This window comes from Alteromonas sp. AWM4_230 (assembly GCF_056158305.1).
This window is the reverse complement of sequence record NZ_JBSWTB010000001.1, coordinates 4,286,274-4,308,379: the sequence shown is the minus strand read 5'-3', so window position 1 is coordinate 4,308,379 and position 22,106 is coordinate 4,286,274. Positions and strand designations below refer to the sequence as shown.

At 45.0% G+C, this 22,106-nt stretch carries 19 protein-coding genes; 15 read left to right on the top strand and 4 right to left on the bottom strand.

From position 1 onward, the window contains the following. The first annotated feature begins 100 nt into the window (after positions 1–100). From epmA to ACXACS_RS18480, 6 genes are all read left to right on the top strand, one after another. On the top strand, positions 101–1,069 hold the full coding sequence (gene epmA / locus ACXACS_RS18505; RefSeq protein WP_474808785.1) for an elongation factor P--(R)-beta-lysine ligase: 969 nt from the start codon (positions 101–103) through the stop codon (positions 1,067–1,069). Between the two features lie 178 nt (positions 1,070–1,247). Next, entirely contained in the window at positions 1,248–3,737 is a 2,490-nt protein-coding gene (locus ACXACS_RS18500; protein ID WP_474808783.1) for a TonB-dependent receptor, read from the top strand. 189 nt (positions 3,738–3,926) lie between these two features. Next, positions 3,927–4,550 carry a gamma-glutamylcyclotransferase gene (locus tag ACXACS_RS18495; protein ID WP_474808782.1) on the top strand — a complete coding sequence of 208 codons (624 nt, stop codon included), beginning with the start codon at positions 3,927–3,929 and terminating at the stop codon, positions 4,548–4,550. 39 nt (positions 4,551–4,589) lie between these two features. Continuing rightward, a complete protein-coding gene (locus ACXACS_RS18490) occupies positions 4,590–5,102 on the top strand; it encodes a GNAT family N-acetyltransferase (RefSeq protein WP_474808780.1) in 513 nt (170 codons plus the stop codon). 335 nt (positions 5,103–5,437) lie between these two features. After that, positions 5,438–7,783, top strand: coding sequence for a TonB-dependent receptor (locus tag ACXACS_RS18485; protein WP_474808778.1), 2,346 nt, complete (start codon positions 5,438–5,440; stop codon positions 7,781–7,783). 60 nt (positions 7,784–7,843) lie between these two features. Then, the gene (locus tag ACXACS_RS18480; RefSeq protein ID WP_474809331.1) at positions 7,844–9,025 is read left to right on the top strand and encodes a dipeptidase; all 1,182 of its coding nucleotides are present in this window, start codon (positions 7,844–7,846) and stop codon (positions 9,023–9,025) included. A 78-nt stretch (positions 9,026–9,103) separates the two neighbouring features. Here ACXACS_RS18480 and ACXACS_RS18475 read toward each other — a convergent pair whose 3' ends face one another. Together ACXACS_RS18475 and ACXACS_RS18470 are read right to left on the bottom strand one after the other, a co-directional pair. Next, positions 9,104–9,712, bottom strand: coding sequence for a peptidylprolyl isomerase (locus ACXACS_RS18475; RefSeq protein WP_474808777.1), 609 nt, complete (start codon positions 9,710–9,712; stop codon positions 9,104–9,106). A gap of 74 nt (positions 9,713–9,786) precedes the next feature. Further along, positions 9,787–11,019, bottom strand: a complete 1,233-nt coding sequence (locus ACXACS_RS18470) for a methyltransferase (RefSeq protein WP_474808774.1) — start codon at positions 11,017–11,019, stop codon at positions 9,787–9,789. Positions 11,020–11,325: 306 nt separating this feature from the next. Between ACXACS_RS18470 and ACXACS_RS18465 the strand changes: the two genes are divergently transcribed. The 6 genes from ACXACS_RS18465 (at position 11,326) to ACXACS_RS18440 (ending at position 14,728) form a co-directional block, all read left to right on the top strand. Beyond that, a complete protein-coding gene (locus ACXACS_RS18465) occupies positions 11,326–11,979 on the top strand; it encodes an alpha-ketoglutarate-dependent dioxygenase AlkB family protein (RefSeq protein ID WP_474808773.1) in 654 nt (217 codons plus the stop codon). 5 nt (positions 11,980–11,984) lie between these two features. Further along, the gene (locus ACXACS_RS18460) at positions 11,985–12,305 is read left to right on the top strand and encodes a BolA family protein (protein ID WP_474808771.1); all 321 of its coding nucleotides are present in this window, start codon (positions 11,985–11,987) and stop codon (positions 12,303–12,305) included. Positions 12,306–12,337: 32 nt separating this feature from the next. Then, the gene (locus ACXACS_RS18455; protein ID WP_474808769.1) at positions 12,338–13,030 is read left to right on the top strand and encodes a phosphatase PAP2 family protein; all 693 of its coding nucleotides are present in this window, start codon (positions 12,338–12,340) and stop codon (positions 13,028–13,030) included. A 2-nt stretch (positions 13,031–13,032) separates the two neighbouring features. Continuing rightward, positions 13,033–13,674, top strand: a complete 642-nt coding sequence (locus tag ACXACS_RS18450) for a nucleotidyltransferase family protein (RefSeq protein WP_474808767.1) — start codon at positions 13,033–13,035, stop codon at positions 13,672–13,674. Between the two features lie 375 nt (positions 13,675–14,049). Beyond that, on the top strand, positions 14,050–14,532 hold the full coding sequence (locus ACXACS_RS18445) for a hypothetical protein (protein WP_474808765.1): 483 nt from the start codon (positions 14,050–14,052) through the stop codon (positions 14,530–14,532). Further along, positions 14,525–14,728, top strand: coding sequence for a helix-turn-helix transcriptional regulator (locus ACXACS_RS18440; protein ID WP_014948230.1), 204 nt, complete (start codon positions 14,525–14,527; stop codon positions 14,726–14,728). Before ACXACS_RS18445 ends, ACXACS_RS18440 begins: the two co-directional genes overlap by 8 nt. Positions 14,729–14,816: 88 nt before the next feature. On the opposite strand, the gene ACXACS_RS18435 is transcribed toward ACXACS_RS18440, so the two are convergent. Continuing rightward, complete coding sequence (locus ACXACS_RS18435; protein WP_474808763.1) at positions 14,817–16,157, bottom strand: nitrate- and nitrite sensing domain-containing protein; 1,341 nt, start codon at positions 16,155–16,157, stop codon at positions 14,817–14,819. A gap of 307 nt (positions 16,158–16,464) precedes the next feature. Continuing rightward, positions 16,465–16,752 (bottom strand): hypothetical protein, encoded by a 288-nt coding sequence (locus ACXACS_RS18430; RefSeq protein ID WP_014948232.1) that lies wholly within the window; start codon positions 16,750–16,752, stop codon positions 16,465–16,467. Positions 16,753–17,197: 445 nt separating this feature from the next. Here ACXACS_RS18430 and ACXACS_RS18425 point away from each other — a divergent pair, with 445 nt between their 5' ends. The 3 genes from ACXACS_RS18425 to nirD all read left to right on the top strand — a co-directional run bounded on the left by ACXACS_RS18425 (position 17,198) and on the right by nirD (position 22,073). Next, positions 17,198–18,763, top strand: a complete 1,566-nt coding sequence (locus ACXACS_RS18425; RefSeq protein WP_474808761.1) for a SulP family inorganic anion transporter — start codon at positions 17,198–17,200, stop codon at positions 18,761–18,763. 314 nt (positions 18,764–19,077) lie between these two features. After that, a complete protein-coding gene (nirB, locus tag ACXACS_RS18420; RefSeq protein WP_474808759.1) occupies positions 19,078–21,627 on the top strand; it encodes a nitrite reductase large subunit NirB in 2,550 nt (849 codons plus the stop codon). A 77-nt stretch (positions 21,628–21,704) separates the two neighbouring features. Beyond that, positions 21,705–22,073: a nitrite reductase small subunit NirD gene (nirD, locus tag ACXACS_RS18415; protein WP_474808757.1), complete on the top strand. Its 369-nt coding sequence runs from the start codon at positions 21,705–21,707 to the stop codon at positions 22,071–22,073. Positions 22,074–22,106: the final 33 nt, after the last annotated feature.

The following is a 22,106-nucleotide window of genomic DNA, read 5'->3' as shown; positions in this document are numbered from 1 at the left end:
GCGAAAACTAAAGCGCTATACGCGCATATTGTTTACGTATAAAAGCCGGTGCCTTGTGTACCGGTTTTTTGTTTAAGCTTTACTATTTAGGTTTTAATACATGCAACCTTGGCAGCCGACTACCACACATGATGCGCGTGTAGCGCGTGCAGAATTACTCAGAACCATCCGAGAGTTTTTTTACGCAAGAAACGTGTTAGAGGTAGACACGCCTTTACTTTCAAACGGCACAGTTACTGACGAACACCTAGATGCGTTTGATACACGGTTTAATTTTGCCTCATCTGGTAAGCCAAGTAAGTTGTATCTTCAGACCTCGCCAGAATACGCCATGAAGCGTTTACTGTGCGCTGATAGCGGCAGTATTTATCAAGTTTGTAAAGCGTTTCGCCATGAAGGGGAAGGGCGCTGGCACAATCCAGAATTTACCATGCTAGAGTGGTATCGCTTAGGCTTTGATCACTTCGCTTTAATGGACGAGGTTGACGCCTTATTGCAAGAAACCTTAAACACCGCCTCAGCCGATAAAATGACTTATCAGCAAGCCTTTCAGCACTATCTAAATATTGACCCACTAAGCGCTGATGATGAAATTTTGCTAAGCGCAATGGAGCAGCACCATATAGATATTCATGCGCCACAAAGCCTTAGCTATGACAGCAAATTACAACTGTTATTTAGCTATGTTATCGAGCCTGAAATCGGTATTGAACGGCCTTGTTTTGTCTACAACTTTCCGGCCTCTCAGGCTGCGCTTGCACAGTTAAGTTCTGCTGATGAGCGGGTTGCTGAACGCTTTGAGGTGTATTACCAAGGCGCCGAACTGGCCAACGGCTTTCATGAGCTAAGTGCGGCGAAGGAGCAAAGGCTTCGCTTTGAGACAGATAACGAAAAGCGCAAAGAAAACGGGTTGCCAACAAAGCCCATTGATGAGAATTTTTTAAGTGCCCTTGATGCTGGGTTGCCTGCATGTGCAGGCGTAGCCTTAGGTGTCGACAGGTTACTGATGTTGAAAACAGGCGCGTCACATATTAAAGAAGTCATTAACTTTAATGTAAGTAGAGCTTAAGCACTTTTGCGTATGTTGGGGCGAAAAGTGTTAACTAAGCACCTAAATAGTCACAAAACATTAAATTACGTTAGAACAAAGGGAAGTTACGCTAGCCCGCGGTTGACATAAGCAGGTCAATGCTGAAAAATGTTATAACATCACTAGATAATGTTATAACTTCCTTGAAGGAAACCTCATGAAAATGCGTTCGCTGCTAAGTTTGTCCATAGCAGGGCTTTTAAGTGCGCCTGTGTATGCCACTACAGTAACGGGAAAAGTAACAGATACTGCTGGCCAACCAGTTGCTGGTGCAGAAGTTAAAATTGAAGGTAGCCGTCGCGTGGCTTACACCGATGAAAATGGCGTTTACCGTTTTGACGATGTTAAGCAGCCACATATTCATTTACATGTTTATTCTTCTAACTACATTCATGGTGATAACGACCTAGGCGACGTAAACGCAGATCAAAACGTCGACTTTGTTTTACAGCCCGCATCTGTTGAAAATATTGTTGTAACTGCTAATGCGCTTCAATCATCGGTACTTGAATCGGTTACACCTGTAACTGTTATCGGAGCTGATAAACTACGTAAAATTGAAGCGCCAACCCTAGGCGAGACCCTTAAAAACGCGCCGGGTGTACACAGCACGTATTTCGGTCCAGTATCAAGTAGCCCAGTTATTCGCGGCAACGATGGTCCTCGCGTAAAGATAGTTCAAAACGGCTTAGATGTTTCTGACGTATCGCGCGTTGGGCCAGACCATAACGTAGCGACTACGCTTTCAAGCGCAACCCAGGTAGAAGTGCTTCGCGGCCCAGCAACACTTCAATACGGCAGCGGTGCTATCGGTGGTGTGGTTAACGTAGTAGATAAACGCATTCCCCAGTACCAAATAGACGGCGTAGAAGGCGAAGCAGAAACTAGCTACAGCACGGTTAACAATGGTTCGTACACTCGCGCTGATGTGACTGGCGGTAGTGGCAATATTGTGTGGCATGTAGACGGTTTCTATCGCGACACAGATAATGCTGACATCCCAGGCTTCGCGTCTATCGAACCTGATGAAGATGAACCTTACGGTGAATTAGAAAGCAGCGCCATGGAGACCCGTAACGTTGTTGCAGGTCTTTCTTACGTGGCAGAAGAAGGTTACTTCGGTTTTGCGGTTGAGCAACTAGACAACGAATATGGCGTGCCAGGCCACAGCCATGAGCACGAAGAAGAGCATGACGAAGACGAGCATGATGAGCTTGATGGTGATCACGACGAAGACGATCACGATCATGAAGAAGAAGGCGTGCTACTTGATGTAGATATGACTCGCTACCAAGCAGCCGGTGAATGGCATTCTCCTTTCGAGGGGCTAACTAACCTTAAATTTGCCGCGGCTTATACCGATTATGAGCACGCAGAAATTGAAGACGGCGAGCCGGGTACTGTATTCACAAACGAATCAAGCGACATTCGCTTGTCGGCTTATCATGAAGAAATAAACGGATGGCACGGCGTATTCGGCCTACAGTTTAACCATAGCGATTACAATGCTGTCGGCGAAGAAGCTTTCACGCCAGCCAATACCACCTCAAGCTATGCACTTTATGTCGTTGAGCAGAAAAAAGTAGGTGACGTTACCTTTGAGTTGGGTGGCCGACTTGAACGCACAACCTTGGATGCTGAAGCAAGCGAAGTAGAGCTTGACGTTTTACATGAAGATGAGGAGCACGAAGGCGAAGAGCACGAGGATCACGAAGGCGAAGAGCATGAGGGGGAAGAGCACGAAGAGCACGCTGTGGCTTTCAACTTCCCTGATTATGACTTCACCAGCCTGTCGCTTTCAGCGGGCGCCAATTGGGAATACCAGGAAGGCCACTCAATTGCAGTGACCTTATCACGCAGCGAACGCGCGCCTAGCCAGCAAGAACTTTTCTCTGCAGGTCAGCACTTAGCAACTCAAAGCTACGAAGTGGGTCTGGTATTCGATATGGACGAAGAAGGCCATATTGAAGAAGACTTAAGAAGCGTTAACGAAGAAGTTAGCACCAACCTAGATATTACTTTCCGTAAATTTACCGGAAGCTGGGGTTACAGCGCATCTTTCTTCTACAATCAGGCTGATGACTATATCTTCCAGTCGAGTACGGGTTTACTTGCCTTGAGCGAGCACGAACATGAGGAAGAGCACGACGAGCTTGAAGAAGAGCATGACGAACATGAAGAACACAGCGATGAAGAGGGCACGCCGGTTTATTATTTCCAACAAGCTGACGCTGACATCTGGGGCTTTGAAGCAGAAACTTACGTAGACTTAACAGACACGCTACGCTTGACTGTATTTGGCGACTATATTCGCGCAGAAGTAGAAGATGACAACCTTCCACGCACGCCACCTATGCGCTTTGGTAGTGAAATAAGCTATGTGAACGATGGTTTAAGTGCTGACGTGGGCTTTACATGGTACGACGACCAAGATGAAGTGGCGTCGTTCGAAACCTCAACCGATGGCTACACCTTGGTTGATGCTAGCGTTCAATACGAATTTGGTTCGCAAGGTATCGATTGGGTGCTATTTGCTCGTGGTGAAAACCTGACTGATGAAGAAGCTCGTGTTCATACATCTTTCTTGAAAGACCAAGCACCGCTTCCAGGTAGAAACTTTACTATGGGTGTGCGAGCCTTGTTTTAATTAGCGACGTTACTGTAGTAAGCAAAGGCGGTGTAACGTGTTACACCGCCTTTATCATTTATGAAGCGTGAAAAAATATTTATACAGTTTGAAAAAATGCGTAAAGCAATTTTTTCTTAGGGCTATACAAAGTAAAGATAAACAGCCCTAAAATAGTGATGATGAAGCAGCTATGAAGTAGAGGTGAAAATGAATGAGATAGCGAATTGGCTAAGTACGCAAACCGAACAACATATGGTTTTAGGTTACGGAAGCTTACTCAGCAAAGATAGTCGAGAGCGCTACTCGAACATTTTCACAAAAGGGATCCCTGTAACCGTATCAGGGTTCGAGCGAGCTTGGGTGACGCGCAGTATCCATGAAGAACAAACCTATGTAGGTGCCGTAGCCAACGCTCATAGCCAGCTGAACGCTCAGCTTATCCCCACGCAAATTAACCCCGCATTACAAGAACGCGAGAAAGACTATCGATTTGTGGAAGTTAGTCCTAAAGCGCTTAGTTTTCAACTTCACCAAGGTGAGGTAACAGACGCGTTAAATGAGCGATTGGCGCAGTTCACTTTCTGGATTTGTGAAACACTCGCCTGCGAGCCAGCAAGCGAAGCTTTTCCTGTTAGCCAAACCTATGTTGATACTTGTATAGCCGGTTGTTTAGAACACGGTGGCATTGAAGAAGCGGAGCGATTTGTAATGCACACGTCGCTATGGGAACACCCGAGAGTAAACGACAGAGCACAACCAAAATACCCACGTGCGGCAAAAGTAAATAATGAAACTATTGAGCATATAGACAGAATTCTAGCGAAGCGCTAGTTTTAGCAGTAACAAACGCCTTTAGGCAGAGAGTTTAGTGTGAATACTGAAGAATCAATTTTAACCTCGGATAGAATTACTTTAAGACCGCTCACGTTTGATGATCAACATTGGGTACTAGCATTACAGCAAGACGAGCTGTGGCTTAAGTACATTGGAAGTAAGAATGTAAACACATTAGATGACGCCTGCGACTACATTGGAAAAACCAATGCGCAACGAGAAGAGTGGGGTTACGGTTTACTTGCTGTTGAGTTAAATGACACTAAACAACCGTTAGGAGTTTGTGGGTTATTTAATCGCTTTGCATTTGAATGCCCAGACTTGGGCTTCGCCATGTTGCCTGAAGCAAGAGGAAGCGGCTTGTGCCACGAGGCATGCAAGAAGGTTATAGCTTGGGCTACTGCTGAAGGGTATGGTTTTTTAACCGCTATGACGCACCCAGACAATAAGGCGTCGCAGAAGCTTCTACAGCGCTTAGGATTTAACAAGCAGGGCTTTTACTTCGACAAAACGTTCCCAAAACAGCATTTGTTTAGACTTGAGCTGTAAAACTTGGCGGCGATCTAACAGAATCGGGCAGTCCACCTAAAGAGCCTTATACTTTTGTCTAATTTGGTGCATTGCCTTTTTGAAGTGCCCTTTTTGTAAATATCCCTTTTCATCTTTTTGTTATGAAAACGTTATTAATCCTCCATTGTTTCCATCTAGCTTTTCTTAAAACGTCACTTATCTCCGTTTAATGTTACTTCGTCCAATCTTTATCTTCCTAACTTCGTCTTGGTACAGCTGTTGAAAACACCTTAGTCATCACCGCACAAGGAAGCGCGTAGAATAAAAATAGGGTTGCTAATCAGACAATAAAACAGATAAAGAAGAGCGCAACTATGAACACAAGACGTACACAAAAAAGCTTTAAATACTCACTTCTAGCTGGCGTCATCGGCCAAGTATTAGTCTCACCGCACGTGCACGCGCAGCAAGCGCCAACTGCTCAGCAAACCGAAACTGAAGAGAAAATCGTCGTAACTGGGCGTCGCGTTTCACAAACCGATATCGCTATTGGTACTGATGAAGCAACTAATACACTTGCGGTAAGCCGCGAAGAATTGCTTTCAGCGCCATCGGGTATATCAGGCTTGAAAATGCTAGAAAGCTTACCAGGCTTTAACGTGCAAACTGATGGTGCACTGGGCCTTTATGAGTTCGGTAACTCAGTGCAGGTAAGGGCTTTTCAACTCAGTCAGATGGGTTTTGTTCTTGATGGTGTTCCTATGGGACGTTCTGATGCCTTCGGGGGTAGTCCTATCTTTCGTTATGTTGATAACGAAAATTTAGGGGCTGTAATTGCCTCTCCAGGGGCGGGGGATGTATCTGCTCCAACCTACGCATCACTTGGACCTATTGCGCAATACAATACGGTAAGACCTTCAGATGAAATGGGCGGCATGGTAGCCGTGACCGCAGGAGACTTCGATTTACAGCGAACTTTCGTGAAACTAGAAACTGGTGACATTGACGGATTTAAAGCTTACGTAAGCCGCTCAAAAACCGATTCAGAGTTATGGCGCGGCCCTGGCACAATTGATCGTGAACACATTGAAGCTAAAGCGCTCTACGAGTTTGGCAGCAGCTATATACAAGCTACCTATGTTGCCAATGATTTCTTTGATTACGACTCTCCTTCTGCGCCTGCGTCAGTCTTCGAAGATAACTATTACTATAGTTACTTAGACAGCATCCCTGAAGGGTGTATAGAAGCGCAGCCTGAAGTATATGACTTCAATGGCGATGGGACTATAGACGATACTGATTTTACGCCTGTGTTCACAGGCTCAAACTGCACTAGCTATTACGAAGACAGAATTAATATACGCGACGACAAGCTTTATTCATTAGGCTTTGGTACTTACTTAACTGACGAAGTACAGCTTGAAGTTACCGCTTACTATGAAGATAAAAATGGCTATGGAGTTTCGCCTGATAGCTACACCAACACACTAAGTATTTATACTGACCAAGCTGCCGCAGGTCTAGATGTAGTTCACCCTAGGGGAGTCCAGTACGGCCTATCGACAGTTGGTGGTGAGCGTGAAGGTCTTGTTGGAAGTGTGACCTGGTTCATGGGAGATCATAAATTAGAAGCAGGTGGTTGGATTGAAGAGGATACTTATAACCGAACACAAGCCCGCCTCAATAAAACCGGGGGGAGTGCTGATGGTGAAGTTATTTATGATGAGGTAGCGTACTATCGTCGCGACTACACTGCAGTTCGTGATACTACGCAACTCTTTATAAAAGATAACTTTAGCATGATGGATGACGACCTTTTGTTGGAGGTTGGCTTTAAGTCACTGTCTATAAATTATTCATTAGATGGCTATCGCGATTATGACGACTATGAAATTGATGGAGAGCCTGGCTATGGGCCACAGTCAGTAGACGCTGAATACACCGATAATTTCTTACCAATGGTGGGGGCTGTATACCGTCTTAACGATACTGATCAGCTTTTTGCATCATATGCGCAAAATTTCGCATTGCCTGCGGGAACCGACGACATCTTTGATAACGCGGTAGGCTTTGATGTGGAAGCACCACAAGGTGAGGAAGCAGACAACTATGAACTGGGTTTTAGAACTAATCGCGAGCATTACAACGGGGCTGTTGCGCTGTTTTACACACGTTTCGATAATCGTTTGATTGCAAGTAGCGTCATCAATCCTGCTACAGGTCAGCCAGAAACCTTTTATGTGAATGCTGGTGCATCGAAAGCTTATGGTATTGAGTTTAGTGGTGTTTTTCAGCCAGAAATGTTCGATAGAAAACTCTATTTCAATGCAAATGTTTCGTATAAAAAAGCAGAGTTAGTGGATGGTTTTGCAGGCAATCCTGCTGGTAGTCAATTACCCGATAGCCCTGAATGGCTAATGACAGGTGGCGTAACTTATGAACCTACTGAGTGGTTGGTTGCTAACTTCTCAGCGAAGTATACAGATATCCGCTATACCGACTTCAGTGAAACGTATGAGCTAGAAAGCTATTTGGTGGCGCAAGCTTACGTTGATATTGGAGGCCCGAATAATTTTGGGATGCCAGAAAATGTTCGACTGCGTTTTAATGTAGATAACGTGTTTGATAAAGAAGTGATGTCTTTCGGTTTTACGGGCTCTTCGTTTGGACGACCTTTAAGCCCCCGTACATTCCAAGCAACAGTAACGGTGGATTTTTAAATGATGAGTGTTAAAAGTATGAAGTTAAGTGCGATTGCTTTCTCTTTATCCATATCTTCAATGTATGTTTATGCACAGTCGCCTGGTAATGAGTCTAAAACTCAAGCGTTTCATGAATCCATGGTTGTAATGGACACCCATTTAGACACGCCAGCGTTACTCGTGCAGCCGGGCTTTGACATTATGCATGCCCATACGGTGGATGGAGACTTCTCTCAGGTCGATGTGCCAAGGATGGATGCCGGAGGTCTAGATGGTGGTTTTTGGGTTATATATACACCACAAGGGCCCGTAACTGTAGAAGGATTCAAGTCTGCTCGAGATACGGCGCTGCTGCGAGCGATGGCAATTCATAAAATGGTCGAAGCCAACCCTGGCACTTTTGCTCTTGCTACTAACCCGAGCGATGCAAAAGCGATTACTGATGAAGGGAAGAAGATTGTCTATATCAGTATGGAAAACGCCTACCCACTAGGAGAAGACTTAAGTCTCTTAGAAACCTTCTACAAGATGGGCTTGAGAATGGTTGGGCCTGTGCACTTTAAGAATAATCAATTTGGCGATAGCTCAACCGACCCCAATGGCCAACAATACGGAGGCTTATCTCCCTTGGGAGAGAAGTTGGTTAAAAAGGCAAATGAGCTAGGAATTATCCTAGATGGTTCGCACGCTCATGATGAACTCTTAGAAGACATGATTCGATTGTCCAAAACACCAGTGATTCTTTCTCACTCTGGCACTAAGTCGGTCTATGACCATCCGCGAAATATTGACGACGAGCTACTTAAAAAGTTAGTTGAAAGCGGCGGTGTTATTCATGTAAACGCTTATGGGTCTTACCTTACAGAGCTACCCAGCGACCCAGAACGCAAAAAAGCATATGGAGAGTTGTTTAAGCAAATGGGTAATATTGCCGAGATGACTGCTGAAGAAGTCTCGACGTTAAAGCTTAAGCGAAAACAAATTGATATGGAGCACCCAGCGGTTCGAGCTACCTTCGAAGATTATATGGCGCATTTCCTTCACATTCTAGCGATAGCGGGGCCTAAGCATACTGGTGTAGGTGCAGACTGGGACGGAGGGGGAGGTGTTGAGCGCATGATGGACGTTGCTGCACTGCCTCTTATAACGGAAAGGCTTCTGGCCGAAGGATATACCAAAGAAGATTTAGCAGATATTTGGGGAAACAACGTTTTACGATTGCTCTCTCAAGCACAAGACTACGCCGAATCTTTAGAATAAACCGTAAATAATGTCCCTATCTTTACAAGATAGGGACATTAATGTCTTCAAAGTTAACGCTAATTTTAGTTGGGAGCTTTAAAGCGGTGGTAAAACGGTCACTTTTTTAATAATGATTGGCTCAATGGGGACGTTATTCGCGTTAAGGCGAATCGAGTATTCAGTTTCTACTTCCGACATAGCATCAACAATATCTTCGCCTTCTACAATCACACCAAATACTGCATAGCCCCAGTCTCTTCCTGGGTTTAAGCTACTGTTATCGTTCACGTTAAAGAAAAACTGTCGGTTAGCGGTATGTGGGTCATTTTGTCTTGCCATTGCAATGGTGTGTAGGTCGTTGGTTAAACCGTTACCTGATTCATTGAAAATATCGGGGAAGTTTGATTTGCCATTGAAGTCAGCAGTATAGCCTCCACCTTGCACAACAAAGCCGGGCACGATGCGATGGAATATCGTGTCTTCATAAGCGCGCTTATCTACGTAGCGAAGAAAGTTATTTACCGTAATTGGCGCGCGTCTTCTGTCTAGCTCAACCACGATATCGCCCATGGTCGTTTCTATTTTCACCCGTGGGTAATAGTTATCTGGCTGAACCTGAGACCCATCATCTTTCTTAGCCATAACCGACGAACTGCTGCCAATCAGCATAACAACGGTGATGAGTGATAAAAGTATTTTCTTCATAAAAATGCCTTTAAATGTATTCCTTGATTCGAGCGCTTTTTTGCGCAGCTTTCTTTATGCACTTTTCTTTGCGCTTAGCGTTTTGCAGTGCCTAAGATAACGAACTTTTTATCACTCGCAAGTACCTTGGCGCCACCAAACAGCTTTTTAAGTTTAATGTGGTAATCGAGGTGTCGGTTGCCAACCACTACCAAGTGACCACTTTTAATCAGCAATTCACGAGAATCTGTAAACATTTGCCATGCAATATGATCGGTGATCGCGTTTTGCTGATGAAACGGAGGGTTACACAAAATCTTAGTAACAGCTGGTTTGTTTTCGCGATTTAAGAGTGTTTCTAAGCAGTTACTTGCCACAAACTCGCACTGGTCGATTTTATCCGGAAAGTTGTTTAACACGTTGAGTCGGGCACTTTCCAACGCCATGTAAGACTCATCCACGAATATCACTTTGGCGTCAGGAGCGAGAGACAGCGCGTTTACACCTAGTACACCATTACCACAGCCTAAATCTACCACAACGTCATTGGCACTCACCGTCATGTGCTCAAGCATAATACGCGCGCCAATATCCAGCGACTGCCGAGCAAATGTGTTGGCAAGGTTATCGATAGTAAGCTCTACGCCCATGGTGCTTTTACACTGCCAGCGCGTAGGGTAGGGAGAGTCAGCGAGTTTCAGAGACTCACGAGGCGTTGCAAAAACAAGCCGAGACTTCTTTTTAGCAAGGGAGGTGGTGGTAGGGCCAATATATCGCTCAAACAGGTTAAGTACCGACTTCGTAATGGCCTTCACTTTACCCGTTGCGACGATGCGAGTATCAGGCGTAACATATTTCTGTAAATCGATAAGCTGTTGTTCTAGCAAAGCGAGGGCGCGAGGGACCTTTATGACGATAAGGCTAGGTGCAGTTTCTGGTTTAAACGTTAAGCTTTGCACACTGGTTAGCGTTTGCAGCGGTGCGGTCGCTAGCTCACTTGTACTGTCATCTACTGATGCATTGAGTAACTGATTGGCTTTCAAGTTCTCAGACAGTGAACGCAATGAAATATACGAATCGGACACCCAGTAAGGCGCTAAATGGGAAAACCAGCAGCCTAACGCACCAAAGTCATCATTGAAGATCATCATTGACCCATCATTCTCATCGCTGCCAACTGAGAGTGATGTTTCACTTAATAAAGTTTCGATGTGCTCAATAGCAAGCTCATCTGCGCTATCCCATGCTTGAAGACTTACATGCTGGTGCTTTTCAGGGTAGCGAATCAGCGAGAACTGGCGGTCGGCAAATATAAATTCTGTATTCATTGGGGTCTGTTTTTAGAGAAGGCTCAAAGCATTATCTACTAGGGAATGCTCATTTAATTTACGTGCTAATGTCTATCTTATCATATCAACCACTTGGCTCTAGCGAATAACCCGTTATTCTTCGGTATTGGATGCACCTTGTATGAAGCACGATATTTAACGATGACAGAGCAATCCGCACTGGAAATGCATGCGTACTCATTGAAAATAAGGTGTAATTACACAAGCTCTAAAGGGGGCATTGGCACCGTCAACCACTATGTAGATAGTTAGTATTGAATATCAAAGGAATTATAGTTTTTACACATGCAATTTTCCCTGTTCGACACGGCTGAAGACAAGCGCACGTCTTATAAGCTCCCGTTAGTTGAAGGTGATGTCACTTACTTTTCTAACGCGCTATCGCAGGCTACTGCAGATACCTTTTTTGCAAAACTGCAAGAAGAGTTACCCTGGCGTCAGGATACGATTAGGCTGTTTGGCAAGCCGGTAAAAATTCCTCGGCTTCAAAGCTGGCACGGCGATCCCGAATGTACTTACACCTATTCAAATTTAACCATGTCACCGAACCCTTGGACGGAAAGTCTTGCAGACATTAAAGCGCGCTGTGAGCAACTGTGTGAAAAATCGTGCGCGTCACAGTACAAAGCAAGGTTCAACAGCGTGCTAGCCAACTGGTACCGAGATGGTCAAGACAGTATGAGCTTTCATTCCGATGATGAGCCCGAGTTAGGCATCAACCCCGTGATTGCATCAGTTACCCTAGGCGAGGCAAGACCCTTTGTTTTTAAGCATAAAGAAACAAAGGAAAAGCATACGCAGGTACTTGAACACGGTAGCGTACTGATTATGGCAGGCACAACACAAAGCCATTATGTGCACGGTATTGCAAAGACGGCTAAGCCTATCGGTGGTAGAATTAATCTTACATTTCGACATCTTATTCAAAGAGCAAGGTAAGCCAAATGCAAGTAAAAGCGTTTCTAGAAACTACGATTGAAGCGGCACTTAGCCCTAGTTATCTCGAGGTGGTAGATGAAAGCTTCATGCACAATGTGCCAGACGGTGCGCAGAGTCACTTTAAAGTTACAGTTGTGAGCGACGCCTTTGAAGGTAAACGTTTAATAGCAAGGCACAGGGAAATTAACGGGCTTGCGGCAGAAGCGCTTCAAGGGCCTGTTCACGCTTTGGCGCTTCACACGTATACACCGGCCGAGTGGGAAGCGAGAGGTGGAGAGGCGCTAGCATCGCCTAACTGTTTAGGCGGCAGCAAGCACGATAAGTAGTACCCTCAATCGTACTAAATGGAAGTAGAAACATGACAAGCAGTAAAAAGACAAAAAATGGCGCCATCGCCGATTATCTAAGCATGATAAAAACACCCGCTATTCAGGTTTTACTACTTGGAACAGGCTTTTTGTTAATGATGCTGTTTGTTTACATGGGCGTTTTAACGTCATTTGATAAAGCATTGTTTAACACAATTAGCGAGCTAGGCAATGTGTCGGGCTGGAAGCGTGATGTGCTTAGAGATGCCACAGCGCTAGGTAGTAATACGGTGCTAGTTTTTGTTGTGGCAGCAGTCGCTGGTGCTTTGGGTATGGCGGGAGAGAAGAAAAAGGCTGTTACCTTTATCATTGCCGTTGCGGCGGGAATTGCGATGACTTTTCTACTTAAAGCGGGGATCGACAGGCCGCGTCCATCGCTGAACATGCAACATGTTGATGTGTATACCCAAAGTTTTCCTTCGGCTCACGCCACGCTATCAACCTTGGTTTACTTTTATGTAGCTCATTTGCTTACACATTTAACGCAAAGTACGCGGGTACGAGTATGGATACACCTTGCGACTACTCTGCTGGTATTTTGCATTGGCCTTAGCCGTGTCTTACTGGGTGTACACTGGCCTAGTGATATTATCGCAGGCTGGTTTGCTGGCGGAAGCATGGCTGCATTTTGCTTTTACGTGATTAAGTGGAAGCGAAAGCTGCGTATTAAAGACAAAGGTTAAGCGTGCAAGAACCTAAACGGCTTGGTGATATTATCAAGCGTGATCCTTTCAGAATGGATTGCCTTCATGCCTTGCGGTCGCTCGATTTACCACAAGGCCACATAGGTGCAGGATTTGTGCGAAATGCTATATGGGATGATTTGCACGAAAGGGTTAAACCAACGCCGCTTAACGATATTGATGTGATTTACTTTAGTAATGAAGTCACAGCGTCTAAGAATGTTGTAATAGCCCAGACTTCAACAGAACTAGCATTTCAACAACAAGAGCACTCATTAATAACTGCAGACGCTAAATCAGAAATAAAAACCCAAGAAAAGGCCATTGAACGCCAGTTAACCCAAATAGTGCCCCAAGCTAATTGGCAGGTGAAAAACCAAGCACGTATGCATTTGTCTCACGGACATGCTCCCTATCAAAATTGCCACGACGCTATTTCTTATTGGATAGAACGAGAAACCTGTGTTGCGGTTCGTCTTTTAGCCAACGATGATTTAGACATACTCGCGCCATTTGGTTTGGAAGCAAACTTCGTCGGCATCATAAGTATTAACCCAAAATATCCAAGACCTGATGTTTTTAAACAGCGACTTGCTTCTAAGAATTGGCTTACTGTTTGGCCTTCGCTGACAGTTCAGAAATAACTGGAAAACAGTACGTACTTGTAAGAATCGGCACGCAATGTTTGAGACTATATTTTAGTTAATCAAAGCCATAATAAACATTCTTCTGCACAACAATTCGTTGTTCTTCTGCTTTTATACCAGCAGCAAAGCATTACTCAATAACCATTTTATCTCGGTATTGCCTTTGTACCTATCATCCATAAAGTTACGAAAGAGCGCTGTCACAGTAAACGCGTAACACTTGAGTTGCACAAAAAACTTGCACTTGTGTAACCTTTGGTTATTATTGATACCTATGGGTTACATATGATCTGTTTAGGTATCAAACGAGACAAAAAAACGCAGTGAGCTTTATACGGCATCAATGCGCCGTTAATAATAAGGAATTTAAAAATGGCAACATCAATTTTAGTAACACCAGAGACGGAGCAAGAGTATTTAACAATAACTGGAAAAATTAGTATTTGCCTTGCTCTTATTGTACTAAGTAAGGCTGCGTTGGCTGTGGTCAACGACACTGGCTCAGTGGTTAACTTACTACTAGATCTGATAGCAGCGGCAAGTGCGATTTACTGCGTTGTTTTATCAGTTAAAACGATGAAATTCACAAAAAATATATCGCGTTTGGGTTATTGGACACTGAAATTTAACGATGAGTATGTGGACTATGTCAGTTCGTTTAGCTTGCGCATTACCTGTCACATCATGTTATTTGGTGCGTTGGTTCTTGCTTTTTGGGGCGACAGCAGATGGTTTGTAGATCTCATGGCCCCCTTTGAGATCACCAATGCTCTTCAAGTCTTGCTCGGTGTAGCCGCGGCTGCGCATGGAACATCCATTTTATGGAAGCTGCGTGAGGAAGACCTAGATGAATGAAGATTTAGATAACCACATTCATAAGCTACGATTGCAACACAAAATATCTCAGCAAGAATTAGCTGACGCTATTGGTGTTTCCAGGAAGACTATTAGCACAGTAGAAACCGGACGCTTTACACCATCGGTAGTTATTGCTCTAAAAATTGCCGAATATTTTGCCATTCCAGTTGAGCAAGTATTCGCACTTAAGTAAATAGGTAGCGTTATGCTGGAATTATAGTGTAATGATTGTCATATTAGATAGCGCTGTATTATACGGTTGAATTAGTACGAGCCGGAATTTATCTTCTGGCCGAGTTTTTCGATGCAATATCAACGATTTTAGCGGAAATAGACGCTATGGTCGTATTTTCGCTCATAGCTTGTTTTTGTAGTCGGCGATACGCGTTGTTTTCGCTTAGTCCAAATTGTTCCATGACTACCAGCTTTGCTCGGCTTATCAGCTTCTGATCTTGAATTGCACGTTTAGCCTCTTCAAGCTCTCGCCCCATGTCTTCTATATGCTGGGCTTGTGAACGCAGTAAGTCGTAAAAAGAGCGGTGGGCCGATAAGGTTTTAGTCTGCTCATCGAGTGACAGCGTTTTAATCTCGTCGTCTTTTGTATCTTCTGCTAAGCCGGGCATGCTGGGGTCAAACAGTAAGGTGAGCGGCGAGCCATCATTGGCGTGCTCATCGTTAAAGCGCGTGAGCAACTGTTGATGATTGGCCATTTCATTTTTTGCATTGGCAACTTTACTGTTAGCTTGCTGTGTTAAGGCTTCGGTCAGTGCCACTTCGATATCCTGCATTGCATCTATACGACGGGTCGCAACATCAAACCAAACTTCGGATATTTCACCGGAAATAGGGCTGCCGTCACTTAGTTGTGCAATCATATTTCTAAGCTGGGTAATATCTATTGCCGCTGGGCTTTTATTTAAAGCATCCAATGCGTCCTTATGCGGCTTACAGCTAAACTCACAGAATATATTGAAGTGATGTTCTTGGGCTTGCTGAAGCGCAGCAAGCTTTTCACATAGACGCGCGTCGAAATGGGTTTCTGCAAAACCAATTGCACCCCACGCACGTTCTTGCCCAGCATACTCTTTGGCCTGCATGAAGTTGAACAAAGCAACCAGCAAACGGGTAATGGTTGGGTCGCTTGCTATGTCTGCTGCTTCAAAAATGACAGTAAGTAAACTTGCCACTAAGCGGCTGTAGGCTCGTGTTGATTCCAGTGGCGTTAACTGTTGCTTACTGACTTGTTCTCTTAAGCGAGGTAGGTAGTCAGTAGCCTGCATGGCAAGCGTGATACTGCTCAATAAACGTGGGTTGCCTGAAGTAATCTCATCAGTTAAGTAAAGAGATTTCAAATGACTCTTTAGCATTGACTCAGCTTGTTCACTAGCACTGACATACTGCATTCGCTCAGCTTTGTAGCGCTCGGCTTTAGACGCAAGAAAGATATTGCTGGCTCCGCGCTCTTTTTGCAGTTCATGTATAAGCTCACGAACCGCAATAACAATACGACAGTTACTAGAAAGCTGTTCTAACACAGTGATTTCTGCGTGTTTTGCGGCCAGCAAAAAACGTTTCGTGGCATCGCTACAAAGCGCAATGGTTTGTTCAGGTTCGTGTAGCATAAGAGGCCCTGCTAAATGTTGGTTTACGCAATTCGCTTTTTTATTGATAGTTTTTTTGCGAAGTATTGCATTAAAGCACGTTGAATTAAGCAACACTTATGCCCTGTTTATCAGAATGGAGTTAGGCAAAGCCTGGATGGGGGAGTAATGCGCCGAATGCTTAACAGACGTGACTTTTATAGGTGTAACGCAAAATTAATTACTATTTGATGAGTTAAAAATGACGGGCATTTTAGGAGAGATCGTAAGCGGTATTGCACTTTAGTGGTGCAATCCGCCTGTAGATACTTAGATTTAATTTCAAAAGCTAGTTTCTTACTACGCGAAGAAACCAACCGACAAAGAGAGAAATCAAGAAGCCGAAGAAGGCAATCATCGTAGTTATGGTGAGCATCTGTCCTGAGAAGTCTGCATTTTCCCCGGTATGTTCGCTTACCAGCATTCCTGAAGCCTTGAAGATAAACAGAGCCGCAACAGAAAATAGTAAGATAACGGCGGTAGACATAATGGTGGCTTTCCAATAAGCCTTTGGCGACATCCAATGAATAGCGCCTGCAACTAGCACGCACAAAATGGTAAGAATATAAGGTACCACGTAAACTCCTCGTTAAATAAGACCTATGCCTTACATCATTGCCACATCATTAAGTGCAAATTAGCGCGAAGTAGCGGGCCAATAATACGAGCTAATGCTACGGGCTCCTGCTAAGAGCTAAGCGCAACGATGGGCTAGGTTAATAAAATACTGCAATACGATGCCACGTAAGATGCCTTTTGTCAGCAAAGGCCCCAAAATTTAGCGCATCTGAAACTAAACCAAGAAGCGGCGTTAACAAGAAACTAAATGGCTTTTGCTTTTGTTGTCTTGCCGCTGCCCCCTCTGAACTGTGTTTGTGCGTCAGTAACAATCTATTAAAAGATTTTAAGCTACAATGGTGGTAGAATCGCCGAAAAATCATCCTGCCTACTTGGTGTACTGCTATCACGCGGTTTACGCCACGGTGGGTTGTTGTGTTTAACATCTTAGCTTCTGAGAGAACATGTTCGATTTAATTACCAGTAAAGACAGCAACGTTAAGAACGACGTGCTATCAGGTATTACAGTGGCACTAGCCCTGGTCCCTGAAGCCGTCGCATTTGCATTTGTAGCCGGCGTAGAACCAATGATTGGTCTATACGCGGCCTTTATGATGGGGTTGATTACCTCTGCTATTGGCGGTCGCCCTGGAATGATTTCTGGTGCTACCGGCGCCATGGCCGTTGTAATGGTGGCACTGGTTGCCCAGCACGGTGTGCAATATTTATTCGCCGCGGTTATTTTAGCGGGCTTACTGCAAATTATGTGCGGTATATTCAAGCTCGGTAAGTTTATTCGTTTAGTGCCATATCCGGTAATGCTTGGCTTTGTAAACGGTCTTGCAATCGTTATTTTCTTAGCTCAGTTAGGCCAGTTTAAAGTGACTAACGCTGCTGGAGAATTACAGTGGATGGAAGGTACGCTGCTATACTGGATGCTAGGGCTCGTGGCGTTAACCATGGCCATTATCTATTTACTGCCTAAGCTAACCAAAGCTGTTCCTGCGTCGCTAGTAGCGATTGTTACGGTAACAGCATTAGTACACGGCCTCGACTTAGAAGCACGTACGGTAATCGACTTTGTTCGTGACCTGTTACCGGCTGACCAGCGTGACACCGCAACCTTAGCGGGAGAGCTTCCTAGCTTTGCTATTCCTATGGTGCCGTTCACCTGGGAAACTTTCATGATAGTACTACCAACCTCAGTGATTCTCTGCTTGGTGGGTCTTATTGAATCGCTTCTTACTCTTTCATTAATTGATGAAATGACCGATACCCGTGGTCGTGGTAATAAAGAGTGTGTTGGTCAGGGCGTTGCAAATACCGTTAACGGTTTCTTTGGCGGTATGGGCGGTTGTGCCATGATTGGTCAAAGTATGATTAATATTAACTCTGGCGGCCGTGGTCGCTTATCCGGTATTACTGCCGCACTTGTACTATTGGGCTTCATTCTATTTGCAGCACCGCTTATTGAAATGATCCCGCTTGCTGCTCTTGTTGGCGTTATGTTCGTGGTGGTTATCGCTACATTTGAGTGGGCGTCATTCAGAATTATACGCGGCGTAAACAAAGAAGATGCCTTTGTACTATTTCTAGTGACAGGCGTTACGGTTATTGCTGACCTTGCCATTGCGGTGGTTGTCGGTGTTATCGTTTCTGCCCTTGTGTTTGCATGGAAACACGCCCGTCATATCGAAGCGAAGTCGCACATTGATAACGACGGTTGGAAAGTCTATGAACTAGACGGCCCGCTTTTCTTTGGCTCGGTATCGCATTTCAAAGACTTGTTTGATATCGCTAACGACCCACAAGATGTAGTTATCGATTTTAAAGACTCTCGTATCTGGGATTCATCAGGTATCGACGCACTAGATACCCTTGCAGATAAATATGAAGAGCAAGGTAAGAAGCTACACATTCGTCATATCAGCGATGAGTGTCGTTCACTGCTTCGCAAGGCCGACAAATTTGTTGAAATTAACGTAGTTGAAGACCCTCGCTACCGCGTAGCAACGGATAAACTGGCATAAGTTATTTGATAGCGCTTAATGCACCAAGTGAACACAGATTTGCGTTTGTTTGGTGCAGTTATGAAATTTGAATAATGCCTATTTTTTAGTAAATCAAATAAAAACAATAGATTACGTTTTTGGCACTGAACTTGGATAGCTATTAGCGTAAAGTGTGTTTTGGTGATTTGTGTCAATCGCTGAAAATTGTGTGATTTATAACACTCCGTAAAATGTGTTAGCCGACCTAATCCGTTGGCAAAATAGGCAACGAAGCCCGCATCAACGAAAGTTGAAGCGGGCTTTTTTTTTTGTCCCGAAAAAAGGGGAATACCATGACTTCATTGGACTCAAAAACGCAAATTGTCGTCGTAGGCAACGGCATGGTGGGGCATCATTTTGTTGAGCAGCTTCACCAAAGCGATGCCAATGTAGAAATAACCGTTTTATGTGGCGAGTCTCGCCTCGCATACGACCGCGTTTATCTGTCATCATTTTTTAGTGGCGCTAGTGCTGATGACCTAGCGCTTACTACACCCGCTCAGTACGCCGAATGGGGCGTAAACGTAGTCACCAATGCCTTAGTGACCGATATTGACCGTGACAATAATAAAGTGACGACTTCTGAAGGGCAGGTGTTTAGCTACGATAAGCTTGTGTTAGCTACGGGCTCATACCCATTTGTGCCACCCATCCCTGGCAACGACCAAGAGCATTGCTTAGTGTACCGCACCATAGACGATCTACTCGCTATTGAAGCGTCAGCAGCAGTGAGCAAAGTAGGGGTTGTTGTTGGTGGTGGGCTGTTGGGTTTAGAAGCCGCTAACGCATTAAAGCAAGCTGGGCTAGACACTCACGTGGTCGAATTTGCGCCACAGCTTATGGCGGTGCAGCTAGACCAAGCCGGTGGTACCGTACTTAAAGACAAAATTGAAGATTTAGGCGTAACCGTTCATACCCAAAAAGCAACCCAAACTATTGAAGCTGGTGATACATGCCGCTATAAAATGGTATTTGCAGACGGCACTGCGCTAGAAACTGACATGATTTTATTTTCTGCCGGTATTCGACCTTCCGACCAGCTCGGCAGAAAGTCAGCGCTAACATTGGGTGAGCGCGGCGGTATTGTCATTGATAATCACTGCGTGACGTCTGACCCAAACATTTACGCGGTGGGCGAATGTGCGCTGTGGGATAACAAAATCTTTGGCCTGGTAGCACCGGGCTATACCATGGCGCGCACAGCTGTAAGTCATATAACCGGCGGCGATGCCGAGTTCGCTGGCGCAGATATGAGTACCAAACTCAAGCTAATGGGTGTGGAAGTGGGCTCAATTGGCGATGCTCATGAACGCACAGCCGGTGCGCTTAGCTACACCTATTTAAATCAGCCAGAAGGCGTGTACAAAAAGCTGGTGGTAGATAGCGAGCAAAAGTACGTGCTTGGTGCTGTACTCGTTGGCGATACCAGCGACTACGACACGCTATTACAATATGCGCTTAACAGCATCGAATTACCTGAACACCCAGAAAGCCTGATTTTGCCATCTTCTGATGCTGCACCAGCATTAGGTGCCGATGCACTTCCAGACACAGCCTCTATTTGTTCATGCCTAAACGTGACTAAGGGCGACATTGTTTCAGCTATTGAAGGTGGCTGTTGCAGCGTTGGCGATGTAAAAGGTGAAACTAAAGCCAGTACTGGTTGTGGAGGCTGTGCCGCACTACTTAAAAACGTAGTAGATAGCGAGCTTGAAAAGCGCGGTGTTGAAGTATCAAAAGCGATTTGTGAGCACTTCAATTACACCCGACAAGAGCTGTTTCACATTGTTAAGGTAAACGGCATTCGCACCTTCGACGAGCTACTTGAACAGCATGGTGAAGGTTTAGGTTGTGAAATTTGTAAGCCTGCTGTGGGTTCTATTCTGGCATCAGTTTATAACGACTACATCCTAAAAGCTTCACATCTTCCTCTACAAGACACCAACGATATCTACCTTGGCAACATGCAAAAAGACGGTACCTATTCTGTAGTGCCTCGCGTTCCTGGCGGAGAAATTACGCCCGATAAGCTCATTTTGTTAGGAGAAGTGGCGAAAGAATACAACCTTTACACCAAAATCACTGGTGGGCAGCGCATCGATTTATTTGGCGCACGCGTAGAGCACTTACCTGATATATGGGAAAAGCTAGTAGCCGGTGGGTTTGAAACCGGTCACGCGTATGCGAAAGCGCTGCGTACAGTGAAATCGTGCGTGGGAAGTACATGGTGTCGCTACGGTGTGCAGGACTCAGTAGGCACGGCTATTGATTTAGAAAACCGATACAAAGGCCTACGTGCACCGCACAAAATCAAATTTGCCGTATCGGGTTGTACCCGTGAGTGTGCAGAGGCTCAAAGCAAAGACATTGGTGTTATCGCTACCGAGCAAGGCTGGAACCTTTATGTGTGCGGAAATGGCGGTATGAAGCCACGACATGCAGACTTGTTCGCCACCGACCTAGATACGGAAACGCTAGTTAAATACATCGACCGCGTGCTGATGTTTTATGTGAAAACGGCCGACCGCTTACAGCGTACATCAGTGTGGATGGACAACTTAGAAGGTGGGTTAGCTTATCTGCAAGATGTTGTGATTAACGATGCACTTGGCATCAATGAAGAGCTTGAAGCACAGATGGATGCTGTGGTCGACGCTTATCAGTGCGAATGGAAAACCACCATTGAAGATCCTGAGTCGCGCAAGCGTTTCCGTCAATTTGTAAACAGTAGTGCCAGCGACACCAATATTCAGTTTGTTTCAGAGCGGGGGCAGGTTCGTCCAGCTACTGAAGCTGAAAAAGTAGCAGGGAAAGATCAGTTTATTCCCATCTCTATGGTGTAGTTCACAAAATTAATGGTGTAGCCACTGATTTAATGGTGTAGCCACTGGCTTATCAACCTTGTTAGGAGATACAAATTATGACAGCTGCGCAAAACGTAATAGCGTCAGAACAGGCAGTGCAATGGCACCTTGTTTGTGAGACGAAGGACCTTGTGACAAACAGCGGCGTTTGCGCCCTTGTTGACTCACAGCAAGTGGCCATTTTCTGCTTGAAAATAAAGGGCGAAACTCAGGTTTTTGCCATTAGTAACTACGACCCTATTGGTAAAGCAAATGTGCTTTATCGCGGCCTTTTGGGGTCGATAGGCGGTGCGCCAGTTGTCGCTTCGCCGTTGTACAAAGAGCATTACTTTTTGGAAACCGGGCTGTGTAAAGAACGCGATGATGTATTCGTCACGGCTTACCCTGTGAAAGTAGAGGGTGAGAAGGTATTTGTAGGCGTTTAAGCGAACTGCCAGTATTTGAATGCCCACATGAAT